Annotated in this window: 16 protein-coding genes; 3 read left to right on the top strand and 13 right to left on the bottom strand. The window is 74.0% G+C overall.

The annotated features are described in order from the left end of the window. Nucleotides 1-18: 18 nt before the first annotated feature. From gatB to ligA, 6 genes are all read right to left on the bottom strand, one after another. Nucleotides 19-1512, bottom strand: coding sequence for an Asp-tRNA(Asn)/Glu-tRNA(Gln) amidotransferase subunit GatB (gatB, locus tag IRY44_RS06985; protein ID WP_194799633.1), 1494 nt, complete (start codon nt 1510-1512; stop codon nt 19-21). A gap of 123 nt (nt 1513-1635) precedes the next feature. Continuing rightward, entirely contained in the window at nt 1636-2787 is a 1152-nt protein-coding gene (locus tag IRY44_RS06980; RefSeq protein WP_228531620.1) for a putative Ig domain-containing protein, read from the bottom strand. A gap of 192 nt (nt 2788-2979) precedes the next feature. Then, nucleotides 2980-4455 (bottom strand): Asp-tRNA(Asn)/Glu-tRNA(Gln) amidotransferase subunit GatA, encoded by a 1476-nt coding sequence (gene gatA, locus IRY44_RS06975; protein WP_194799631.1) that lies wholly within the window; start codon nt 4453-4455, stop codon nt 2980-2982. After that, entirely contained in the window at nt 4452-4757 is a 306-nt protein-coding gene (gene gatC / locus IRY44_RS06970) for an Asp-tRNA(Asn)/Glu-tRNA(Gln) amidotransferase subunit GatC (protein WP_013284468.1), read from the bottom strand. Before gatC ends, gatA begins: the two co-directional genes overlap by 4 nt. Before the next feature lie 105 nt (nt 4758-4862). Continuing rightward, entirely contained in the window at nt 4863-7397 is a 2535-nt protein-coding gene (locus IRY44_RS06965; RefSeq protein WP_194799630.1) for a bifunctional diguanylate cyclase/phosphodiesterase, read from the bottom strand. A 151-nt stretch (nt 7398-7548) separates the two neighbouring features. Beyond that, nucleotides 7549-9702, bottom strand: coding sequence for an NAD-dependent DNA ligase LigA (ligA, locus tag IRY44_RS06960; RefSeq protein ID WP_370584872.1), 2154 nt, complete (start codon nt 9700-9702; stop codon nt 7549-7551). A gap of 183 nt (nt 9703-9885) precedes the next feature. On the opposite strand from ligA, the gene IRY44_RS06955 reads away from it, so the two are divergent. Further along, complete coding sequence (locus tag IRY44_RS06955; protein WP_194799628.1) at nt 9886-10467, top strand: type II toxin-antitoxin system PemK/MazF family toxin; 582 nt, start codon at nt 9886-9888, stop codon at nt 10465-10467. Between the two features lie 9 nt (nt 10468-10476). On the opposite strand, the gene IRY44_RS06950 is transcribed toward IRY44_RS06955, so the two are convergent. The 7 genes from IRY44_RS06950 to IRY44_RS06920 all read right to left on the bottom strand — a co-directional run bounded on the left by IRY44_RS06950 (nt 10477) and on the right by IRY44_RS06920 (nt 16878). Further along, entirely contained in the window at nt 10477-11529 is a 1053-nt protein-coding gene (locus tag IRY44_RS06950; protein ID WP_194799627.1) for an ADP-ribosylglycohydrolase family protein, read from the bottom strand. 26 nt (nt 11530-11555) lie between these two features. Next, nucleotides 11556-11924, bottom strand: coding sequence for a VOC family protein (locus IRY44_RS06945; RefSeq protein WP_184682833.1), 369 nt, complete (start codon nt 11922-11924; stop codon nt 11556-11558). A gap of 37 nt (nt 11925-11961) precedes the next feature. Next, nucleotides 11962-12966 carry a methionine synthase gene (locus tag IRY44_RS06940; protein WP_194799626.1) on the bottom strand — a complete coding sequence of 335 codons (1005 nt, stop codon included), beginning with the start codon at nt 12964-12966 and terminating at the stop codon, nt 11962-11964. Between the two features lie 30 nt (nt 12967-12996). Then, nucleotides 12997-14073, bottom strand: a complete 1077-nt coding sequence (mnmA, locus tag IRY44_RS06935; protein WP_013284461.1) for a tRNA 2-thiouridine(34) synthase MnmA — start codon at nt 14071-14073, stop codon at nt 12997-12999. A gap of 37 nt (nt 14074-14110) precedes the next feature. Then, entirely contained in the window at nt 14111-15286 is a 1176-nt protein-coding gene (locus tag IRY44_RS06930) for a cysteine desulfurase family protein (RefSeq protein WP_194799625.1), read from the bottom strand. 96 nt (nt 15287-15382) lie between these two features. Then, a complete protein-coding gene (locus IRY44_RS06925) occupies nt 15383-16048 on the bottom strand; it encodes a class F sortase (protein ID WP_194799624.1) in 666 nt (221 codons plus the stop codon). After that, complete coding sequence (locus tag IRY44_RS06920) at nt 16045-16878, bottom strand: DUF4397 domain-containing protein (RefSeq protein ID WP_194799623.1); 834 nt, start codon at nt 16876-16878, stop codon at nt 16045-16047. Before IRY44_RS06920 ends, IRY44_RS06925 begins: the two co-directional genes overlap by 4 nt. A gap of 240 nt (nt 16879-17118) precedes the next feature. Here IRY44_RS06920 and IRY44_RS06915 point away from each other — a divergent pair, with 240 nt between their 5' ends. After that, nucleotides 17119-17724, top strand: coding sequence for an RNA polymerase sigma factor (locus tag IRY44_RS06915; protein WP_013284457.1), 606 nt, complete (start codon nt 17119-17121; stop codon nt 17722-17724). Further along, nucleotides 17678-18451: an anti-sigma factor gene (locus IRY44_RS06910; RefSeq protein WP_194799622.1), complete on the top strand. Its 774-nt coding sequence runs from the start codon at nt 17678-17680 to the stop codon at nt 18449-18451. Before IRY44_RS06915 ends, IRY44_RS06910 begins: the two co-directional genes overlap by 47 nt. The last annotated feature ends 50 nt before the right edge of the window (nt 18452-18501 follow it).

The following is an 18501-nucleotide window of genomic DNA, read 5'->3' as shown; positions in this document are numbered from 1 at the left end:
AGGGCCCACACGACCGGATCAGGCGCCGAGGCGCGCCAGGATCAGCTCGCGGACGGTCTTCGCGTCCGCCTGGCCGCGGGTGGTCTTCATGACCGCGCCGACCAGCGCGCCGGCCGCCGCGACCTTGCCGCTGCGGATCTTGTCGGCGACGTCCGGGTTGGCGGCGATCGCCTCGTCCACGGCGGCGGTGAGCGCGCCGGTGTCCGAGACGACCTCCAGGTTGCGGTTGGTCATGATCTCGGTCGGCGAGCCCTCGCCGGCCACCACGCCCTCCAGCACGGTACGGGCCAGCTTGTCGTTGAGCTGGCCGGCGTCGACGAGGCCCTGCAGCTCGGCGACCTGGGCCGGGGTGGCGCCCACGTCGGCCAGCTCCACGCCGGTCTCGTTGGCGCGGCGGGACAGCTCACCCAGCCACCACTTCCGGGCGGCGGCAGGGGTGGCACCGGCGGCAACAGTCGCCTCGATCAGCTCGACCGCGCCGGCGTTGACCACCGACTGCATGTCGAGGTCGGACAGGCCCCACTCCTGCTGGATCCGCTTGCGGCGCAGCCGCGGCAGCTCCGGCAGGGCCGCCTTCAGCTCGGCCACCCACGCGGTGTCCGGGGCGAGCGGCACCAGGTCCGGCTCCGGGAAGTACCGGTAGTCGGTGGCGGTCTCCTTGGACCGGCCCGACGTGGTGTCCCCGGTGTCCTCGTGGAAGTGCCGGGTCTCCTGAGTGATTCGCCCACCGGCCTCCAGCACCGACGCCTGGCGCAGCATCTCCGAACGCACCGCCCGCTCGACCGAGCGCAGCGAGTTGACGTTCTTGGTCTCGGTGCGGGTGCCCCACTCCTCACCCGGCCGGTTGAGGGAGGTGTTGACGTCACAGCGCAGCGAGCCCTCCTCCATCCGCACGTCGGAGACGCCGAGCGAGCGGATCACGTCACGCAGCTCGGCGACGTACGCGCGGGCGACCTCGGGCGCGAGCGCGCCGGTGCCGGGGATGGGCTTGGTGACGATCTCGACGAGCGGGATGCCGGCCCGGTTGTAGTCGACGAGCGACTCGGTGGCGCCGTGGATGCGACCGGTGGCGCCGCCGACGTGCAGCGTCTTGCCGGTGTCCTCCTCCAGGTGCACCCGCTCGATGCCGATGCGCACCAGCTCGCCGTTGACCTCGACGTCCAGGTAGCCGTCGAAGCACAGCGGCTCGTCGTACTGGCTGATCTGGAAGTTCTTCGGCATGTCCGGGTAGAAGTAGTTCTTCCGGGCGAACCGGCACCACTGCGCGATCGAGCAGTTCAGCGCCAGCCCGATCCGGATGGTCGCCTCGATGGCGGCCTTGTTCGCCACCGGCAGCGAACCGGGCAGGCCGAGGCAGACCGGGCAGACCCGGGTGTTCGGCTCGCCGCCGAAGTCGGTCGGGCAGCCGCACCACATCTTGGTGTTCGTGCCCAGCTCGACGTGGGTCTCCAGGCCGATCACCGGTTCGAAGCGCGCGACGACCTCGTCGTACGCGGGCAGTGTCGTCGTCATCTGAGCTCCAGGCGCGATCCGGACAGAACCGTTCCAGCCTAATCGGCTGGCCCGGCCACCCCGCTGCCGGGCTTCGAGATCACCGCGCGGGCCCCGCGACGGGGACCGGGCCCGGGCCGGGTGTCACTCGGGTGTGGTGAAGGTCCGCCGGCGGTTGTAGGCCAGAACGAGCAGGATGCCGCCGATGGAGAAGGCCACGACGCTCAGCAGCAGCAGGACGAGCGGCGAACCCGGTCCGGTGATCGGCAGCCACGCGCCGCTCACCTTCGACGGCGAGGGCGTCGGCTGGGGCGTCGCGGGGAGGCTGCTCTCCGACGGCGTGGCGGCCGGGTCGCTCGGCGTCGGCGTCGCAGTCGGGTCGTCCGGGTCGGGCGTCGAGCCGGTCGGGGAGGCCGTGGGGGTGGCCGGGGTGCGGGCTGCGACGGTCAGCGACACCTCCTTCGTGGCGCTGGTGCTGTACCCCTTCGCGCCGACGGTGAAGGCGAACGTACCGGCCTTGCTCGGGGTGCCGCTGAGCTTGCCCTTGTCGTCGAGGGTGAGGCCGTCCGGCAGGGCCCCGGCGGCCAGGGCGAACACGATGTCCGAGTCGCCGTCGGCGGTGAACCGGAAGGAGTACCGCTTTCCGACGGTGGCAGCGGGCGGTTCGCCGGAGGTGAACGCGGCCGCTGCCTCGGCGACGACGACAGTGGCGTTCTGCTCGTCGAAGCGGCCGTTCTTGTCGGTCATCCGTAACGTGAACGTGTACGTGCCCGGCGTGGTCGGCGCACCACCGAGCGACGTCCCCACCACGAGCATTCCCGTCGGCAGGCCGCCCGACACCACTGTCAACGAGTACGGCCCGGTGCCACCCGTCGCCTCGACGGTGTGGATCGCGTACACCCGGCCGAGGTACATGGGCGACCGGGGCTTGCCCGACGTGATGACGACAGTCGGTTCGCGTACCTCGATCGTCGCCGTCTGCTCGTCGAAGAGGCCGTTCTTGTCGGTCATCCGCAGCGTGAACGTGTAGGTCCCCGGCGTGGTCGGCGCACCACCGAGCGACGTCCCCACCACGAGCATCCCCGTCGGCAGGCCGCCCGACACCACTGTCAACGAGTACGGCCCGGTGCCACCCGTCGCCTCGACGGTGTGGATCGCGTAGACCTGCCCGATCACCATCACCGACCGGGGCTTGCCCGACGTGATGGTGACGGTCTCGGTGGCGGCGGTAGCCGGTTGCGCGGCGGCCGGTTGACCGGCGCCCAGCAGCAACGCGACGACCATCGTCAGGGCCATGACCGGGCGAAGTGTCCCCATCGCACATCCAGCTCTCGGTCGGAACCGCTCGCGTCCGCCAGCGGGCCACAGTCCAGTCGAATCAGCAGACTCGGAGTCTATTCGACCAGTGCCAGTGACCCCGGGCAATCCACTGATCGGTGATCACCGTGTCGGTACGGAGGCGGCCGGGCCGCCTCCGTACCGCTTGGTTCAGAGCGCCGGCGGGGTGAGCGTGCCGACGGCGCCCTCCAGCGCGGCCGCGACCCGGTACATCCGGTCGTCGGCCATCGTCGGCGCCATGATCTGGAAGCCGACCGGGAGCCCGTCGGACAGGCCGCACGGCACCGAGATGGCCGGGCCGCCGTACAGGTTCGTCGGGATGGTGAACAGGTCGGCCAGGTACATCTGGTACGGGTCGGCGGTACGCGAACCGATCGGGAACGCCACGAACGGCGTGGTCGGCGAGATCAGCGCATCGACCTGCTCGAACGCGCTGGTGAAGTCCCGAGTGATGAGCGTGCGGACCTTCTGCGCCTGGCCGTAGTAGGCGTCGTAGTAGCCCGACGAGAGCGCGTACGTGCCGATCATGATGCGGCGCTTGACCTCGGGGCCGAAGCCGGCCTCGCGGGTCAGCGACATGACCTCCTCCAGCGACCGGTTGCCGTCGTCGCCGACCCGCAGGCCGAACCGGACGCCGTCGAACCGGGCCAGGTTGGAGGAGCACTCGCTGGGCGCGATCAGGTAGTACGCCGGCAGCGCGTACTTGAAGTGCGGGCAGGAGACCTCGACGATCTCGGCGCCCAGCTTCGCCAGCGCCTCGGCCGCGTCGCGGAACGCGGCCATCACGCCCGGCTCCGCGCCCTCACCGGTGAACTCGGTGACCACGCCGAGCTTCACGCCGGTCAGGTCACCGGTGGCGCCGAGCCGCGCCGCGGCCACCACGTCCGGCGCCGGGGCCGGGATCGAGGTGGAGTCGCGCGGGTCGTGACCGCCGATCACCTGGTGCAGCAACGCGGCGTCGAGCACGGTACGCGCGCACGGGCCGGGCGTGTCCAGCGAGGACGAGAACGCGACCAGGCCGTAGCGGGAGGTGCCGCCGTAGGTGGGCTTCGCGCCGACGGTGCCGGTGACCGCGCCGGGCTGGCGGATCGAGCCGCCGGTGTCCGAGCCGATCGACAGCGGTGCCTCGTACGCGGCCAGCGCCGCCGCGCTGCCACCGCCGGAGCCGCCCGGAATCCGCTCCAGGTCCCACGGGTTACGGGTCGGCCCGTACGCGGAGTATTCGGTGGAGGAGCCCATCGCGAACTCGTCCATGTTCGTCTTGCCGAGCATCACCGTGCCGGCGTCGCGCAGCCGCTCGACGATCGTCGAGTCGTACGGCGGGCGCCAGCCCTCCAGGATCTTCGACCCGACGGTGGTCGGTACGCCCTTGGTGGTGAGCACGTCCTTCACCGCGACCGGCACACCGGCGAGCGGGCCCAGCTCCGCACCGGCGGCGCGGCGCTCGTCCACGGCACGCGCGGCGGCCAGCGCTCCCTCGGTGTCGACGTGCAGGAACGCGTGCACCCGATCGTCGACGGCGCCGATGCGGTCCAGGTGGGCCTGGGTGACCTCGACCGCGGAGGTCTCGCCGCTCGCCACCAGCCCGGCGATCTCCACGGCGCTCAGCTTCGTCAGCTCGCTCATGAGGCCACATCCTCGTCCAGGATCCGCGGGACGCGGAACCGCTGCTCCTCGGCGTCGGGGGCGCCCGACAGCGCCTCCTGCGGGGTCAGACCCGGCCGCACCACGTCCTCGCGGAGCACGTTCGTCAGCGGCACGGAGTGGGACGTCGGCGGGATGTCCGCCGCGGCGACCTCGCCGACCTGCGCGACCGACTGGAGGATCACATCCAGCTGGCCGGCGAAGGTGTCCAGTTCCTCCTCCGTGACGGCGAGCCGCGACAGTCGCGCGAGGTGCGCGACCTCCTCGCGGGAGATGGCGGCCATCAGTGCCCCCTTCGTGGCTGTCCTGAGACGTCTGCGGTGGACCGGCCGCGCGTACGGGCGTGCTCGATGACGCGCGGTGACCGGAGCGAGTCTATTGTCCCGCCGTCACGACGACGCCTTCGACTCCCCCTCCGGCGCCGGACCGCCGCGGCCCACCGCCTCCGCCGGACGCACCGGACGGTAGCGGGACAGCCAGGCCACCAGGTCCTCGGCCGGCATCGGCCGGGCGTGGAACCAGCCCTGCGCCACGTCGCACCCGGCGGCGTGCAGCAGCCGCCAGGTGCGCTCGTCCTCCACGCCCTCGGCGACCACCCGCAGCCCGAGCGCGCCGGCCAGCTCGATCATCGAGCGGACGATCGCCGCGTCGTCCGGGTCCTCGGCCATTCCGAGGACGAACGACCTGTCCACCTTCACCTCGGACAGCGGGAGCCGGCGCAGGTGCTGCAGCGACGAGTAGCCGGTGCCGAAGTCGTCCAGCGCGATGCCGACGCCGATGCGGTGCAACTGGGTGATGCTGGCGAGCACCCGCCGCGGGTCGGCCATCAGCGCGCCCTCGGTGATCTCCACCTGGAGGCGCTCGGGCGGCACGCCGTACCGGGTCAGCCGGTCGGCGATCTGGTCGGCGATCTCGCCGGTGTGCAGGTCCCGGACGCTGACGTTGAGCGCGGCCCGCAGCGTGAGCCCGGCCGCCGACCACTTGGCGAGCTGCTCCACCACGTCGTCGACCACGCGGCGGGTGAGCAGCCGCATCACCGCGCTCTGCTCGGCGACCTGGATCAGCTCGCCCGGGTCGACCATGCCCCGGCGCGGGTGCCGCCAGCGCAGCAGCGCCTCGACGCCCACCACCTCGCCGGTGGCGATGGCGATCTGCGGCTGGTAGTACATGGTGATCTCGCCCGGGTGCCCGGCCTGCTCGTCCGCCTCAGCCGCGGTGCTCCCGTCGGCGGTCGGCCCGATGACGCCCGGCGCGCCGGTGCTCACGGCCGCCTCCGCGTCCTGGGTGACGTCGGCGTCGGCGGTCTCCGGCGCGAACTCCGCGTCGCCGACCACGAGCGGACCCGCACCCGGTCCGGCGCCGGCCCGGGCGGCCCGGCGGCGGATCGGGTCGGCGCGGGTGAGGATCTGCTCGATCAGGTCGTCGTCGTGCCGCTCCTCCGCGCGGTCGCGGCGGCGCCGCAGCCACCGGTTCGGCCCGTCACCGGACCGTCCCCGGCCGCCCTCGCGCGCCGGGCGCTGGTTGCGGGCCGGGCGGTCGGCCCGCACCGGCAGCGCCGGGGTCAGGGCCGCGCCGTCACCCCCGCGTACGCCGACCGTCTCCCCGCCCTGCGCGGACGGGCCGGACTCCAGCACCCGGCGCAGGTCGGCCAGCAGACTGAGGCGCTCGGCCGAGTTGTGGTCGGACTCCGGCGCGTACACCGCCACCGTGTCGTTGCGGTGCTTCGCGTCGTACATGGCCACGTCGGCGTGACGCATCAGGGTGGCGAAGTCCTCGCCGTGGTCCGGGTAGAGCGCGATGCCGATGGCGCCGCCCACGTCCAGCGGCAGCCCGTCCAGCGGCACCGGTTCGGCGAGCGCGGCGACCACCCGGCCGGCCCGCTCGCGGGCCTGGTCGATGTCGGTGAGCCGGGGTACGACGATGGCGAACTCGTCGCCGCCGAGCCGCGCCACCATGTCACCGGCGCCCACAGCGCCCATCAGCCGGGCGCTCACCTCGACCAGCAGGCGATCCCCCACCGCGTGCCCGAGCGCGTCGTTGACGTGCTTGAACCGGTCGAGGTCGAGCAGCAGCAGCGCCAGGTGCGCGTCCGGCGCGCCCCGGGCGGCCCGCTCGCCGTGCAGGTGCACCTGCTCGGCCACCTCGGTGAGCAGCGCCTTGCGGTTGGGCAGCCCGGTGAGCGGGTCCACGTCGGCGAGCTGTTCCCGCTCCTCGGAGAGCCGGGCCATCCGGTAGACGGCGAACAGCGGCACCAGCACCAGCGGGATCAGCGCCGCGCTGGCCCGGGCCGCGGCCACCAGCACCGGCGCGAGCAGCAGCAGCGAACCGGTGGACAGCAGCTCGTACGCCAGGCCGCTGCGGACGCTGGGCCACCACCTGTCGCCGAAACGCAGCCGGACCGCGGAGCTGACCAGCCCGTAGTTGACCACGAACCAGGCGAGCGTCGCGCCGCCCACCGCCGCCACGTCGGTCCAGTGCAGCCGGCCTCCGCCGAACAGCTCGCCCGGACCGAGCCGGGTGACCGCGTACGCGGCGGCGAGCGCGCACGCGTACTGCGCGGCGTTGAAGCCGGTGCGCCAGGGGGCGTACCCGAGTCGCCAGCCGCTGACCGCCACGGCGACGGCCTGCACCGCGACAGCCGGGCCGAAGCCCCAGCCGAGCAGGATCGCGAAGGTGAAGCAGGTCGACGGGAACACCGCAGACGTCTGCCGGCGGCCGGGCGGGACGAACGGGCGGGCGTCGCAGGCGACGGCGAGCACCGCCATCGTCCAGAACGCGGCCGGCAGCTCGGTCAGCCGGTCGGTGAGCGCGACGAGCGGCCCGGCCGAGACCAGCAGAGCGACCGCGCCGATCGCGGCGACGAAGCCGAAGAACGGCCCGCTCCGCCCGGGCGGGACGGAGTTACGCGGGTCGCCGGTCTCCATCGCACCTCCCGGGGAACGTCCTGGCGCGCGCCGTCACGCGTCGTACGCCAATGAAACGCCCTCCGAGGCGATTTCCCCGACACGACAGTCACGAATCGGTCGGAGTCGTAATTAACTTGGTATCCGCCGGACGAAAGCTGTGACCAGCCTGTCAGTCCTCCACCCGGGCCACCTCGCGGGCCGCCTCCGGGCCGGAGTCGAGCAGCACCCGGAAGCCGTCCTCGTCGAGGATCGGCAGTTTCAGGGTGGCGGCCTTGTCGGCCTTGGAGCCGGGGTTGTCGCCGACCACCACGAAACCCGTCTTCTTGGAGACCGAGCCGGTCACCTTGCCGCCCCGGACCTGGATCGCCTCGGCCGCCTGGTCGCGGCTGAACCCGCTCAGCGTGCCGGTGACCACCACAGTGACGCCGTCGAGCGGTCGCGGCCCCTCGTCGGCGGCCTCCTCGGCCATCCGGACGCCCGCCTCGGCCCACTTGCGCACCACGTCGCGGTGCCAGTCGACGGCGAACCACTCCTTCACGCTCGCGGCGATGGTCGGGCCGACGCCGTCCACGGAGGACAGCTCCTCCTCACCGGCGGCCTCGATCGCGGCGACCGAGCGGAAGTGCCGGGCGAGCGCCTGGGCGGCGGTCGGGCCGACGTGCCGGATGGACAGCGCCACCAGCACGCGCCACAGGTCGCGTTCCTTGGCCTCGGCGAGGTTCTCGAGCAGCTTGGTGGCGTTGCTGCCCAGGCTGCCGTCCTTGTTGACGAAGAACGGCGACCGGCTCAACTGCTCGGCGTCGAGCTGGAACAGGTCGCCCTCGTTGGTGATGATCTGGGCGTCCAGAAGCGCCGCCGCGCCCCTCTCGCCGAGCACCTCGATGTCGAGCACCTTGCGGCTGGCCAGGTAGAAGACCCGCTCGCGGATCTGACCGGGGCAGGCGCGCCCGTTGGGGCAGCGGATGTCGACGTCGCTCTCCTTGGCCGGCGCGAGCGGGGTGCCGCAGGCCGGGCAGGTGGTCGGCATGACGAACGGGCGGGCGTCGGCCGGGCGCAACTCGACCACCGGGCCGAGCACCTCGGGGATCACGTCGCCGGCCTTGCGCAGCACCACCGTGTCGCCGATGAGCACGCCCTTGCGCTCGACCTCGCGGGCGTTGTGCAGGGTGGCGTAGGCGACGGTGGAGCCGGCCACCCGGACCGGTTCGAGCACGGCGCGCGGGGTGACCCGGCCGGTGCGCCCGACCTCCACCTCGATGTCGAGCAGCTTGGTGTTCACCTCCTCCGGCGGATATTTGAAGGCGATCGCCCAGCGGGGCGCGCGGCTGGTCGAGCCGAGGCGGCCCTGGATGGAGACCGGGTCGACCTTGACCACCACGCCGTCGATCTCGTGCTCGACGTCGTGCCGGTGCTTGCCGTAGTAGGCGATGTAGTCAGCGACGCCGGCCAGGTCGTCCACCACCCGCCACCGGTCGCTGGTGGGCAGCCCCCACGCCTTGAGCGCGGCGTACGACTCGGACTGCGCGGCCGGCCGGAACCCGGTGCGCGCGCCGATGCCGTGCACCACAAGGCGCAGCGGGCGGGAGGCGGTCACCCGGGGGTCCTTCTGCCGCAGGCTGCCGGCGGCGGCGTTGCGCGGGTTGGCGAACGGCGCCTTGCCCTGCTCGACCAGGCTCGCGTTCAGGTCGGCGAACGCGGCCACCGGGAAGTAGATCTCGCCGCGCACCTCCAGGAGATCGGGCACGTCGGGGAAGTCGTCGGCCGGGGTCAGCCGGGCCGGCACACCCTTGATGCTGCGCACGTTGGCGGTGACGTCCTCGCCGGTGCGGCCGTCGCCCCGGGTGGCCGCGCGCACCAGCCGGCCCTTGGAGTAGGTGAGGTTGATGGCGAGCCCGTCGACCTTCAGCTCGCACAGGTAGGGCACCGGGCCGCCGGCGTCCCGCTCGACCCGCTCGGACCAGGCGGCCAGTTCCTCGTCGGCGAAGGCGTTGTCGAGCGAGAGCATCCGCTCGGCGTGCGCGACCGGGGTGAAGTCGGTGGAGAAGGTGCCGCCGACCCGCTGGGTGGGTGAGTCGGGGGTGCGCAGCGCCGGGTATTCGGCCTCCAGCGCCTCCAGCTCCCGCAGCTGCTCGTCGAACTCGGCGTCGGTGACGGTCGGCGCGTCGAGGACGTAGTAGCGGTACTGGTGTTCGGTCAGCTCCTGGCTGAGCGTGGCGTGCCGCTCCCGGGCCGCCGGGGTCGGCTCGGCGCCGGCCGCCGCGTCCTGGGCCGCGTCGACCGCTGGGGGAACCGCTTCTTCGGACACGCCGCCGCCTTCGGACACCGCTGTCGACCTCCCGTGTTGGTGCTACCCGAGAACCGTAGCGGTCGGCTGTGACAGCCGTCCGGTCACCTGCGCCGAGCAGGGCGGACCGGTGCCCGCCGCGCCACCCGGGCGGGTCCGCCGCGGCCGTGCGACGATCGCGTCGGCGGTAGTGGGCGACAACGGTCGGAAGGCGGGCGGCGGATGCGCGACGGGGTGATCTGGGCGCTGGTGATCGTGGCCTGCGTCGCGGCCGGCTGGCTGTGGAACGAGTGGCGCCGCCGCGCGGCCGACCGCGCCGCCGGCACGCGCGGCCGGGCCGACGGGCGGCGGGACACCGGGCGTGGCGGCCGGACCGGCACCGACCGGCCCGGCGGAGGGCGCGGCGACGAGCGGGCCGGCACCGGGCCACGGGGTGACCGCGCCGGCGCGGCGCCGAGGCCCCGGGGCGCCGGGCGGGACCGGGACGAGCCGCGCCCCGGGGAGATCTGGTGGGCCGACGTGCCGTACGCCGACGGGACCGGTTCGAAGGTGCGTCCCTGTCTGGTGCTGCGGGTCGACGGCGGGGACGCCGAGGTACTGAAGATCACCAGCCAGGACAAGTCGGACCGGGACGACCACCTGCCGATCCCGACCCGGGACTGGGATCCGGGCGCCGACCACGACAGCTACCTCGACGTGAGCGAGCCGATCCCGGTGCCGCTGGGCGCGTTCGCCGACCGGGCCGGCACCTGCGACCCGGACCTGTGGCGTGGTGTCCGGCGGCTGAGCCACCTCGCCGGCTGAGCGAGCGCGTCACCCCTCGCCGCGGGAGCCGCCGCCGGACGCCTCCCCGTCGAACGCGGCGGCGAGCGCGGTGAGCTGACCGGCGTACTCGATCCGGCCGGCCCACCCGGCGGGCCAGGCGGCGATGCCGTACGCGGCGCCGACGAACGCGCCGGCCAGCGCGGCGATGGAGTCCGAGTCACCGGCCGTGGTGGCGCCCCGGGCCAGCGCGCCGACCGGGTCGTCGCGGTGGCGCAGCGCGCAGAGCAACGCGGTGGCGAGCGCCTCCTCGGCGATCCACCCCTCGCCGGTGAGCCGGCACGGGTCGCCGCCGTCGTCCGGGCGGGCCAGCGCCGCCTCCAGCCGGCCGAGCACGCGCAGGCAGTCGTCCCAGCCCCGGGCGACGAACTCGGCCGCGCTGCTCTCGCCGGGCCGCTGCCACAGGTCACCGAGCCAGTCGTCGCGGTAGACGGTGCGCTGCTCCCGGGCCCGATCGGTGAGCAGGCCGGGCAGTTCCGGCAGCGCAGCGCCGTCGCGCAGCAGCCGGACCGCGTACGCGGTCAGCTCGCTCGCCGCCAGCCCGGTCGGATGGCCGTGGGTGAGGCCGGCCTGGAGCTGGGCCAGCCCGGCCATCGTGTCCAGGTCGACGTCGAGCAGCCCGACCGGGGTGACGCGCATGTTAGCGCCGCAGCCCTTCGAGCCGGCGACAGTGGCCTCCTGCCAGCGGGCACCCCGGGCCAGCTCGGCGCAGGCCCGCAGGCAGGTCATGCCGGGGGCGCGGTTGTTCTCCGGGCTGATGGACCAGTCGACGAAGCGCTGCCGCAGCAGCGGCTCCACCGCCTCGGCCGTGTACGCGGGCGCGTCGTGCAGCGCCCACGCCACGGCGAGCGCCATCTGGGTGTCGTCGGTGACCAGGGCCGGGTCGCCGGTCAGCTCGCGCGGACCGGCCGGACCGTAGCGGCGGACGATCTCGGTGACGGTGAGGAACTCGGTCGGCTTGCCCAGGGCGTCGCCGTAGGCCAGGCCGAACAGCGAACCGGCGGCGCGGCCGGTGGCGGTGGAGGCGGTCACGGTGGCGATCATGCCCCCACCACGCAAGCCGGGGAAGATCAGTCCCAGCAGAGGCAGAACGGGTGGCCGGCCGGGTCGGCGTAGACCCGGAAGCCCTCCCCCTCGCCCGGTAGCCGCCGCGCGCCGAGCGCCAGCGCCGCCTTCTCGGCCGCCTCGATGTCGTCGACTGTCACGTCGAGGTGGAACTGCTGCGGCCGGGCCGGGTCGGGCCAGTCGGGGGCGCGCAGGCCCGGCGCCCGTTGGAAGGCCACCCGTGGCTGGTGCCCGGGTGGACCGCCGAGCACCACCCACTCGTCGCCGTCGGAGTTCTCCTCCACCAGCGGCAGGCCGAGCAGCTCGGAGTAGAAGGCGGCGAGCGCGTGCGGATCGGGGCAGTCGATCACTGTGGAACGCAGTCGTCCAATCATGCCGGTCATCGTGCCCGGCGGGTACGACGGAAAAACGTCAGTCCTCGGCGAGCCGCCGGCCCGCGTCGCGGCAGGCGGTGAGCACCGCGCGGGCGTACCCCGGGGTGGCGCCGGCCAGGCCGCACGCGGGAGTGACCACCACCTGCTCGGCCAGCCGGCGGCGAGGGAAGCCGAGCTGGTCCCAGACCCGCCGCACCCGGTCGGCGACCTGGGCCGACGTCGGCGCCCGGCCGGACGGCGGCGGCAGCGTCGGCGCGGCGCCGGCCAGCAGCCCGAGCCCGGCGTCGATCGCCTCGCCGAGCGGGTCGAGGTCGGTGACCAGCGACAGGTCGAGCGCGACGCCTGCCGCACCGGCGGAGCGGATCAGCTCCAGCGGTACGTCCGGCGCGCAGCAGTGCACGAGCGCCGGTACGCCGGCCGCCTCGATCACGTCGCGCAGCAGCGCCCGCGCCACCTCGGTCTCCACCGGACGGTGGGTGCCGAGGCCGCTCTCGGTGGGCACCCGCCCGGCCAGCACCGCCGGCAGGGACGGCTCGTCGAGCTGGAGCAGCACCGAGGCGCGGGGCAGCCGCCGGGTCACCGCCTCGACGTGCCCGCGCAGCCCTTCGCCGAGCGAACCGGCGAGGTCGCGTACCGCGCCGGGGTCGCGCAGCATCCGGCCGCCGATCGGCAGCTCCAGCGCGGCGGCCAGGGTGAACGGCCCGGCGGCCTGGACCTTGACCGGGCCGGCGTACTCCTCGGCCTGCTCGGCCAGCTGGTCGAGGTCGCGTTCCATCAGGTCGCGGGCGCGGCGCAGGTCCCGGCCGGGGCGCGGGGCGATGCGCCAGCGGGCCGCGTACAGCTCGACAGGCAGTTCGACGAGCAGGCCGGCGCTGCGGCCGACGAGGTCCGCGCCCGGCCCTCGGGCGGGCAGTTCGGGCAGGTGCGGCAGGGCGGGCAGCTCGCCGAGCACGATCCGCTGCGCCTCGGCGATGTCGGTGCCGGGCAGCGACCCGATCCCGGTCGCCGCGCCGGTGGGCCAGGGCCACGCCTGCTCAGTCACGGCCGCAGCCTATCCGCTGCCCGTACGAGGTCAGGCGGCGGTGATGGTGGCGGAGCCGAGGACCACGTCGCCGGCCGGGTCCGGCCGGTAGGCCACGATCGCCTGGCCGGCGGCGACACCGCGGACCGGGCGGCGCAGCGACGCGCGCAGGCCGTCGGCGTCGACCTCGACGGCGGCCGGCACCACGTCGCCGTGGGCCCGCAGCTGCACCTCGCACTCGACCGGCCCGTCCGGGCGTGGCCCGCCGGTCCACACCGGGCGCGTGGCGCGCACGTCCGAGACCTCCAGCGCCTCGGCCGGGCCGACGGTCACCGTGTTGGTGGTCGGGGTGATGGACAGCACGTAGCGGGGGCGGCCGTCCGGCGCCGGGCGGTCCAGGTGCAGGCCGCGCCGCTGCCCGACGGTGTACTGGTAGGCGCCGCTGTGGCTGCCCACCACCGCGCCGGTGAGCGCGTCCACCACCTGGCCCGGCGCCTCACCGAGCCGCTCCGCGAGGAAGCCGCGGGTGTCGCCGTCGGCGATGAAGCAGATGTCGTGCGAGTCGGGCTTGTCGGCCACCGCCAGGCCGCGCCGGGCGGCCTCCGCGCGCACCTCGGCCTTCGTCGAGTCGCCCAGCGGGAAGATCGACCGGTCGAGCTGCGCGCGGGTCAGCACCGCCAGCACGTACGACTGGTCCTTGGCCGCGTCGACGCTGCGCCGCAGAAGGCCGTCGGCGCCGAGCCGGGCGTGGTGGCCGGTCACCACCGCGTCGAAGCCCAGGGCCACGGCCCGGTCCAGCACCGCGGCGAACTTGATCTTCTCGTTGCAGCGCAGGCAGGGATTCGGGGTACGCCCGGCGGCGTACTCGGCCACGAAGTCGTCCACCACGTCGTCGTGGAACCGGTCGGCCATGTCCCACACGTAGAACGGGATGCCGAGCACGTCGGCGGCGCGCCGGGCGTCCCGGGAGTCCTCCAGCGTGCAGCAGCCGCGAGCACCGGTGCGGTACGTCTGCGGGTTACGGGCCAGCGCCAGGTGCACGCCCGTCACGTCGTGCCCGGCCTCCACCGCCCGCGCCGCCGCGACGGCGGAGTCCACCCCGCCCGACATCGCCGCCAGAACCCTCACCGGCCCACTCCCCTCGTCCTCACCGAGGGTATCCGGGTCAGCGGGGCGTACGGAGGGCGGCCGCGCGGCGGGCCCGCTCCACCGCCGCCGGGAGCGCGGCGATCAGCGCGTCCACGTCCGCGCCGGTGCTCGTGTGGCCGAGCGTGAAGCGCAGCGAGGACCGGGCCCGGTCGTCGTCGGCGCCCATCGCCAGCAGGACGTGCGAGGGCTGGGCCACGCCGGCCGAGCAGGCCGACCCGGTCGAGCAGGCGATGCCCTGGGCGTCCAGGAGCAGCAGCAGCGCGTCCCCCTCGCAGCCGGGGAAGGAGAAGTGCGCGTTGCCGGGGAGCCGGTCGGCCGGGTCACCGTTGAAGATCACCTCGGGGACGGCCTGCCGGACCCGCTCGACCAGCTCGTCGCGGAGCGCGGCGACGCGGGCCGCGTACTCCTGCTGGCCCTTCACCGCGGCCTCGACGGCGACCGCGAACGCGACGATGCCCGCGGTGTCGAGCGTCCCGGAACGCACGTCGCGTTCCTGGCCGCCGCCGTGCAGCAGCGGGGTGGCCGGGACGTCGCGGGCCAGCAGCAGCGCGCCCACGCCGGTCGGGCCGCCGAGCTTGTGCCCGGTCACGGTGAGCGCCGACACGCCGCTGGCGGCGAAGTCGACAGGTACCTGCCCGACCGCCTGGATGGCGTCGGTGTGGAACGGCACCCCGTGCTCGGCGGCGACGGCGGCCAGCTCGGCCACCGGCTGGACGGTGCCCACCTCGTTGTTCGCCCACATGGCGGTGACCACCGCGACGCGCTCGCCGTGCTCGGCCAGCTCGGCGCGCAGGCGTTCCGGGTCGAGCCGCCCGGCCGCGTCGACCGGCAGCCGGCCGGCCTCCGCGCTTTCGTGCTCGACCAGCCAGTCCACCGCGTCGAGCACGGCATGGTGCTCGACTGCGCTGGAGACGACCCGGACCCGCTCGGCCCGGGCGTCGCGGCGGGCCCAGAAGACGCCCTTCACGGCGAGGTTGTCGCTCTCCGTGCCGCCGCCGGTGAAGATCACCTCGGAGGGGCGGGCACCGAGCGCGGCGGCCACCCGCTCGCGGGACTCCTCCACCCGTCGCCGGGCCCGGCGACCCGCCGCGTGCAACGACGACGCGTTGCCCACCTCGCGGGCGACGGCGACGTACGCCTCGAGTGCCTCGTCCAGCATCGGGGTCGTCGCCGCGTGATCAAGGTATGCCATCACGGTTCAGCCTAACGGCCTGCGTACCCGGCGCCGGGGGCCGGACCGCCCCGTCCCACCCGGGGCGGTCCGGCCGCTCACGCGGAACGCCCGTGATCACGCGGGAACGGCTGTGATCACGATGTTGTCCCGGTAGCTGCGGGTCTTCGCGTCGAACGGCCCGCCGCAGGTGATCAGCGTGAGACGGGGCTTCCCGTCGCGGGCGAAGTACCGCTCCAGCGGGATCTTCGACTTCCGGTACTCCTCCCGGGCCACCACCCGGTAGGCGCGCTCGCGGCCGTCCGAGCCGGTGGCGGTCAGCTCGTCCCCCTGGCCCAGCTCACGCAGCCGGAAGAACGCCCCCTTGCCCTGCTCGGCGCTGTCCACGTGCCCGGCGATCACCACCGAGCCGGCGCCGGCCTCCAGGCCGGGGCCGTAGCGGTACCAGCCGACCTGGTCCACGCTGGGCGGCACCTCGAACTCGTCGGTGCGCTCGTTGACGCCGACCGGGTTGACTGTCGCGGTGACCCGGATCGGCGGGATGCTCAGCTTCACCGGCGGCACGATCTCGCTGTCGCCGGGCAGCGTCCCCGGGTTCACCGGGACCGAACCGCCGCCGGTCGCCGCCGGCGTGGGCGTGGGTGTGGCGCTCGCCAGGGCGGTCACCTCGTCGCCGCCGACGTCCTCGGCGGGCTCCGATCCGCACGCCACCACCGTCGCCAGGATGAGCGCGGCGGCGCCGGCGGCCATCGCCGCCAGCGCCCCGCGGTTGCGCACCGTCACCGGCGACCGGCCCGGGCGGTTGCCGCCACCCGCGCCCCGCCGCCGACCAGGAGCAGCACGCCGGCCCCGGCCAGCACGTACCACCAGGTGTCCACGCCGGTGCCGGCCTGGCCGCCGGTGCCGCTGGGCACGCCGCCCGGCGCCGAGTGCAGCCCGTTGATGGTCTGGGCGACCACGCTCAGGTTCTTCGCCTCGGCCGAGCCGATCGCGTAGACGATGGTGGCGGTGCCCTCCTTCAGGTTCAGGTCGGCCGGGCCGATGGCGACGGTGTCGGTGCCGGCGAGCACCACGTCCGCCTCGACCGAGCCGGCGGCCACGTCCGCCTTCGCCTCCTTCGGGTTGGTCAGGTCCTCGAAGACCGGCTTGCCGCCGGCCCGCACGTCGACGGCCGGGGCGGCGGCGGTGTGCCGGACGATCAGCCGGGCCTTGCCGGCACCCACCTTGGACACGTCGTTGACGAACGGGGTGATCTGCGGCTCGCCGGCGGCGCTCAGGTGGGCGGCGAGGCTGATGTTCGCCCCGCCCGGCACCTTCGCGTCGTCCACCTTCAGGATCGCCTTGTCGACCGCCTCACCGGGCTTGGTCAGGGCGATGTCGTACTCCCCCTCGGGCAGGGTGAGCGGGCCGGCCACGTCACCGGGCTTGAAGTTGTTCAGCGTCTTCTCGCCGTTGACGTACACGTCGACCGGGGTGTCCGGGATGCCGTGGACCACGGAGACCTTCGACGAGGCGGCGTAGGCCGGGCTCATGGTGGCGGCGCCGACGCCGGCGAAGGTGAGGGCGGCCACCGCGCCGCCCGCGGCGACCCGACGGAACATCGCGTACTGCATTGTCTGCCTCCTGGTGGTTGATGCTGATTCGTCAGGCCTGGCTTGCAGAACGGGTTACGCCGGCTCCGTCGCCCCCGGATGCGCCCGGATCCGATTTCTTTTTCCCGTCTCCGGGCGCATCCGCCGGACCCTCCGGCGACGAAGGAGAGGTGACGAGGGTCGTGACCGACACACCGGGAGAGTGGGGCGAGGGCTGTGGGAGTTACAGTCGGGCATGCCCCACGGAAGGCGAGCCGCCCGGTGACGGCGGCCAGGCAGGGCCCCGAACCGCCGGGCGAGGACGACCTCGCCACCCGGTTCCGCGACGGCGACGAGGCGGCCCTGCGAGAGGCGTACGACAGGTACGGGCGGGCGGTGCTGCACCTGGCCACCACGACGCTCGTGAACCGCAGTGACGCCGAGGACGTGACCCAGGCGACGTTCGTCGCCGCCTGGCTCGGCCGGGAGACGTTCGACCCGGCGAAAGGCTCACTGGTCGGCTGGCTGCTCGGAATCGGGCGGCGCAAGGTGGTCGACCGGATCCGGGCCTCGGCCCGGGAGACCCGGGTGGTCGAGACGGTGAAGCAACTGCCGGAACCGGTCTCCACCGGCCCCGACCCGGACACGGTGGTCGACCGGCTGGTGGTCGCCGACGAGCTGGCCCGGCTTCCCGACGAGCAGCGCCGGATGCTGGAGCTGGCGTTCTACGACGACCTGACACATCAGCAGATCGCGGCGGTGACCGGAGTGCCGCTCGGCACCGTCAAGAGTCACATCAGACGCGGCATGCAGAGCCTGAAACGCAGATGGGAGGTGGACGGTGCAGCACCTGGACCACGACCGGCTGGTCTTTCTGGCGCTCGGTGAGAGCGAGGCGGCTGACGGCGAGGCCACCCATCTGGACACCTGCGACCACTGCCGGGGCGAGATGGAGACGCTCCAGCACGTCGCCGGGCTCGGCGCGGGCACGCAGGGACTGGCCGAGCTGCCCGACCCGCCCGAGCACATCTGGCAGGGCATCGTGGCCGAGATCCGGGCCGCCGAGGAGCTGCCGACGCTGACCGATCGGCGCCTGCCGCGCCCGGCCGACCCGGTGGAGCCGGCCGCCGTACCCGTCGTGGCACGTCGTCCGCGGCGGACCCGGCGCTGGCCCGGGTGGGCGACCACGGCGGTCACCGCCACCGCCGCCGCGGTGATCGGCGTGGCCGGTACGGCCGCGGTGCTCGGCGGCGGCGGTGGCGAGCCGGCCGATCCGCAGCCGTCTGTGCTGGCCAGCGCGCCGCTCGCCGCGTTCGGTTCGACGCCGAAGGACGCCTCCGGCGACGCCCGGGTGCTCGGCGACAACCGATTGCATCTGCACGTGGCGAATCTCCCGACCGTTCCGGGGTACTACGAGGTCTGGCTGATCGATCCGAACACGATGGATATGTTCTCCGTGGGTACGCTGAGCAACGGATCAGGGGACGCGCTCCTGCCGATCCCCCCGAACGTCGACCTGCGTACCTACACCGTGGTCGACGTCAGCGCGGAGCAGTACGACAACAAGCCCGGCCACTCCGGCGACAGCCTGCTGAGGGGCACCCTGACGGGCTGATCGGCGGGCCGGCTCAGCTCCCCGGCCCGCCGATCAGCTCCCTACGAGAA

The sequence above is a fragment of the Micromonospora sp. ANENR4 genome (genome assembly GCF_015354395.1).
Classification (GTDB): Bacteria; Actinomycetota; Actinomycetes; order Mycobacteriales; family Micromonosporaceae; genus Micromonospora; species Micromonospora aurantiaca.
Note: the sequence above shows the minus strand (reverse complement) of the source record. Positions and strands in the feature narration are given on the sequence as shown.

What these genes read in the sequence shown, in the direction of transcription:
- gatC (WP_013284468.1), bottom strand. Translation starts at nt 4,757, where the DNA reads ATGGCCGCCATCTCCCGCGAGGAGGTCGCGCACCTCGCGCGACTGTCG.
- IRY44_RS06945 (WP_184682833.1), bottom strand. Translation starts at nt 11,924, where the DNA reads ATGATTGGACGACTGCGTTCCACAGTGATCGACTGCCCCGATCCGCAC.
- IRY44_RS06930 (WP_194799625.1), bottom strand. Translation starts at nt 15,286, where the DNA reads ATGGCATACCTTGATCACGCGGCGACGACCCCGATGCTGGACGAGGCA.
- IRY44_RS06980 (WP_228531620.1), bottom strand. Translation starts at nt 2,787, where the DNA reads ATGGCCCTGACGATGGTCGTCGCGTTGCTGCTGGGCGCCGGTCAACCG.
- IRY44_RS06965 (WP_194799630.1), bottom strand. Translation starts at nt 7,397, where the DNA reads ATGGAGACCGGCGACCCGCGTAACTCCGTCCCGCCCGGGCGGAGCGGG.
- IRY44_RS06920 (WP_194799623.1), bottom strand. Translation starts at nt 16,878, where the DNA reads ATGCAGTACGCGATGTTCCGTCGGGTCGCCGCGGGCGGCGCGGTGGCC.
- gatA (WP_194799631.1), bottom strand. Translation starts at nt 4,455, where the DNA reads ATGAGCGAGCTGACGAAGCTGAGCGCCGTGGAGATCGCCGGGCTGGTG.
- gatB (WP_194799633.1), bottom strand. Translation starts at nt 1,512, where the DNA reads ATGACGACGACACTGCCCGCGTACGACGAGGTCGTCGCGCGCTTCGAA.
- IRY44_RS06950 (WP_194799627.1), bottom strand. Translation starts at nt 11,529, where the DNA reads ATGATCGCCACCGTGACCGCCTCCACCGCCACCGGCCGCGCCGCCGGT.
- IRY44_RS06955 (WP_194799628.1), top strand. Translation starts at nt 9,886, where the DNA reads ATGCGCGACGGGGTGATCTGGGCGCTGGTGATCGTGGCCTGCGTCGCG.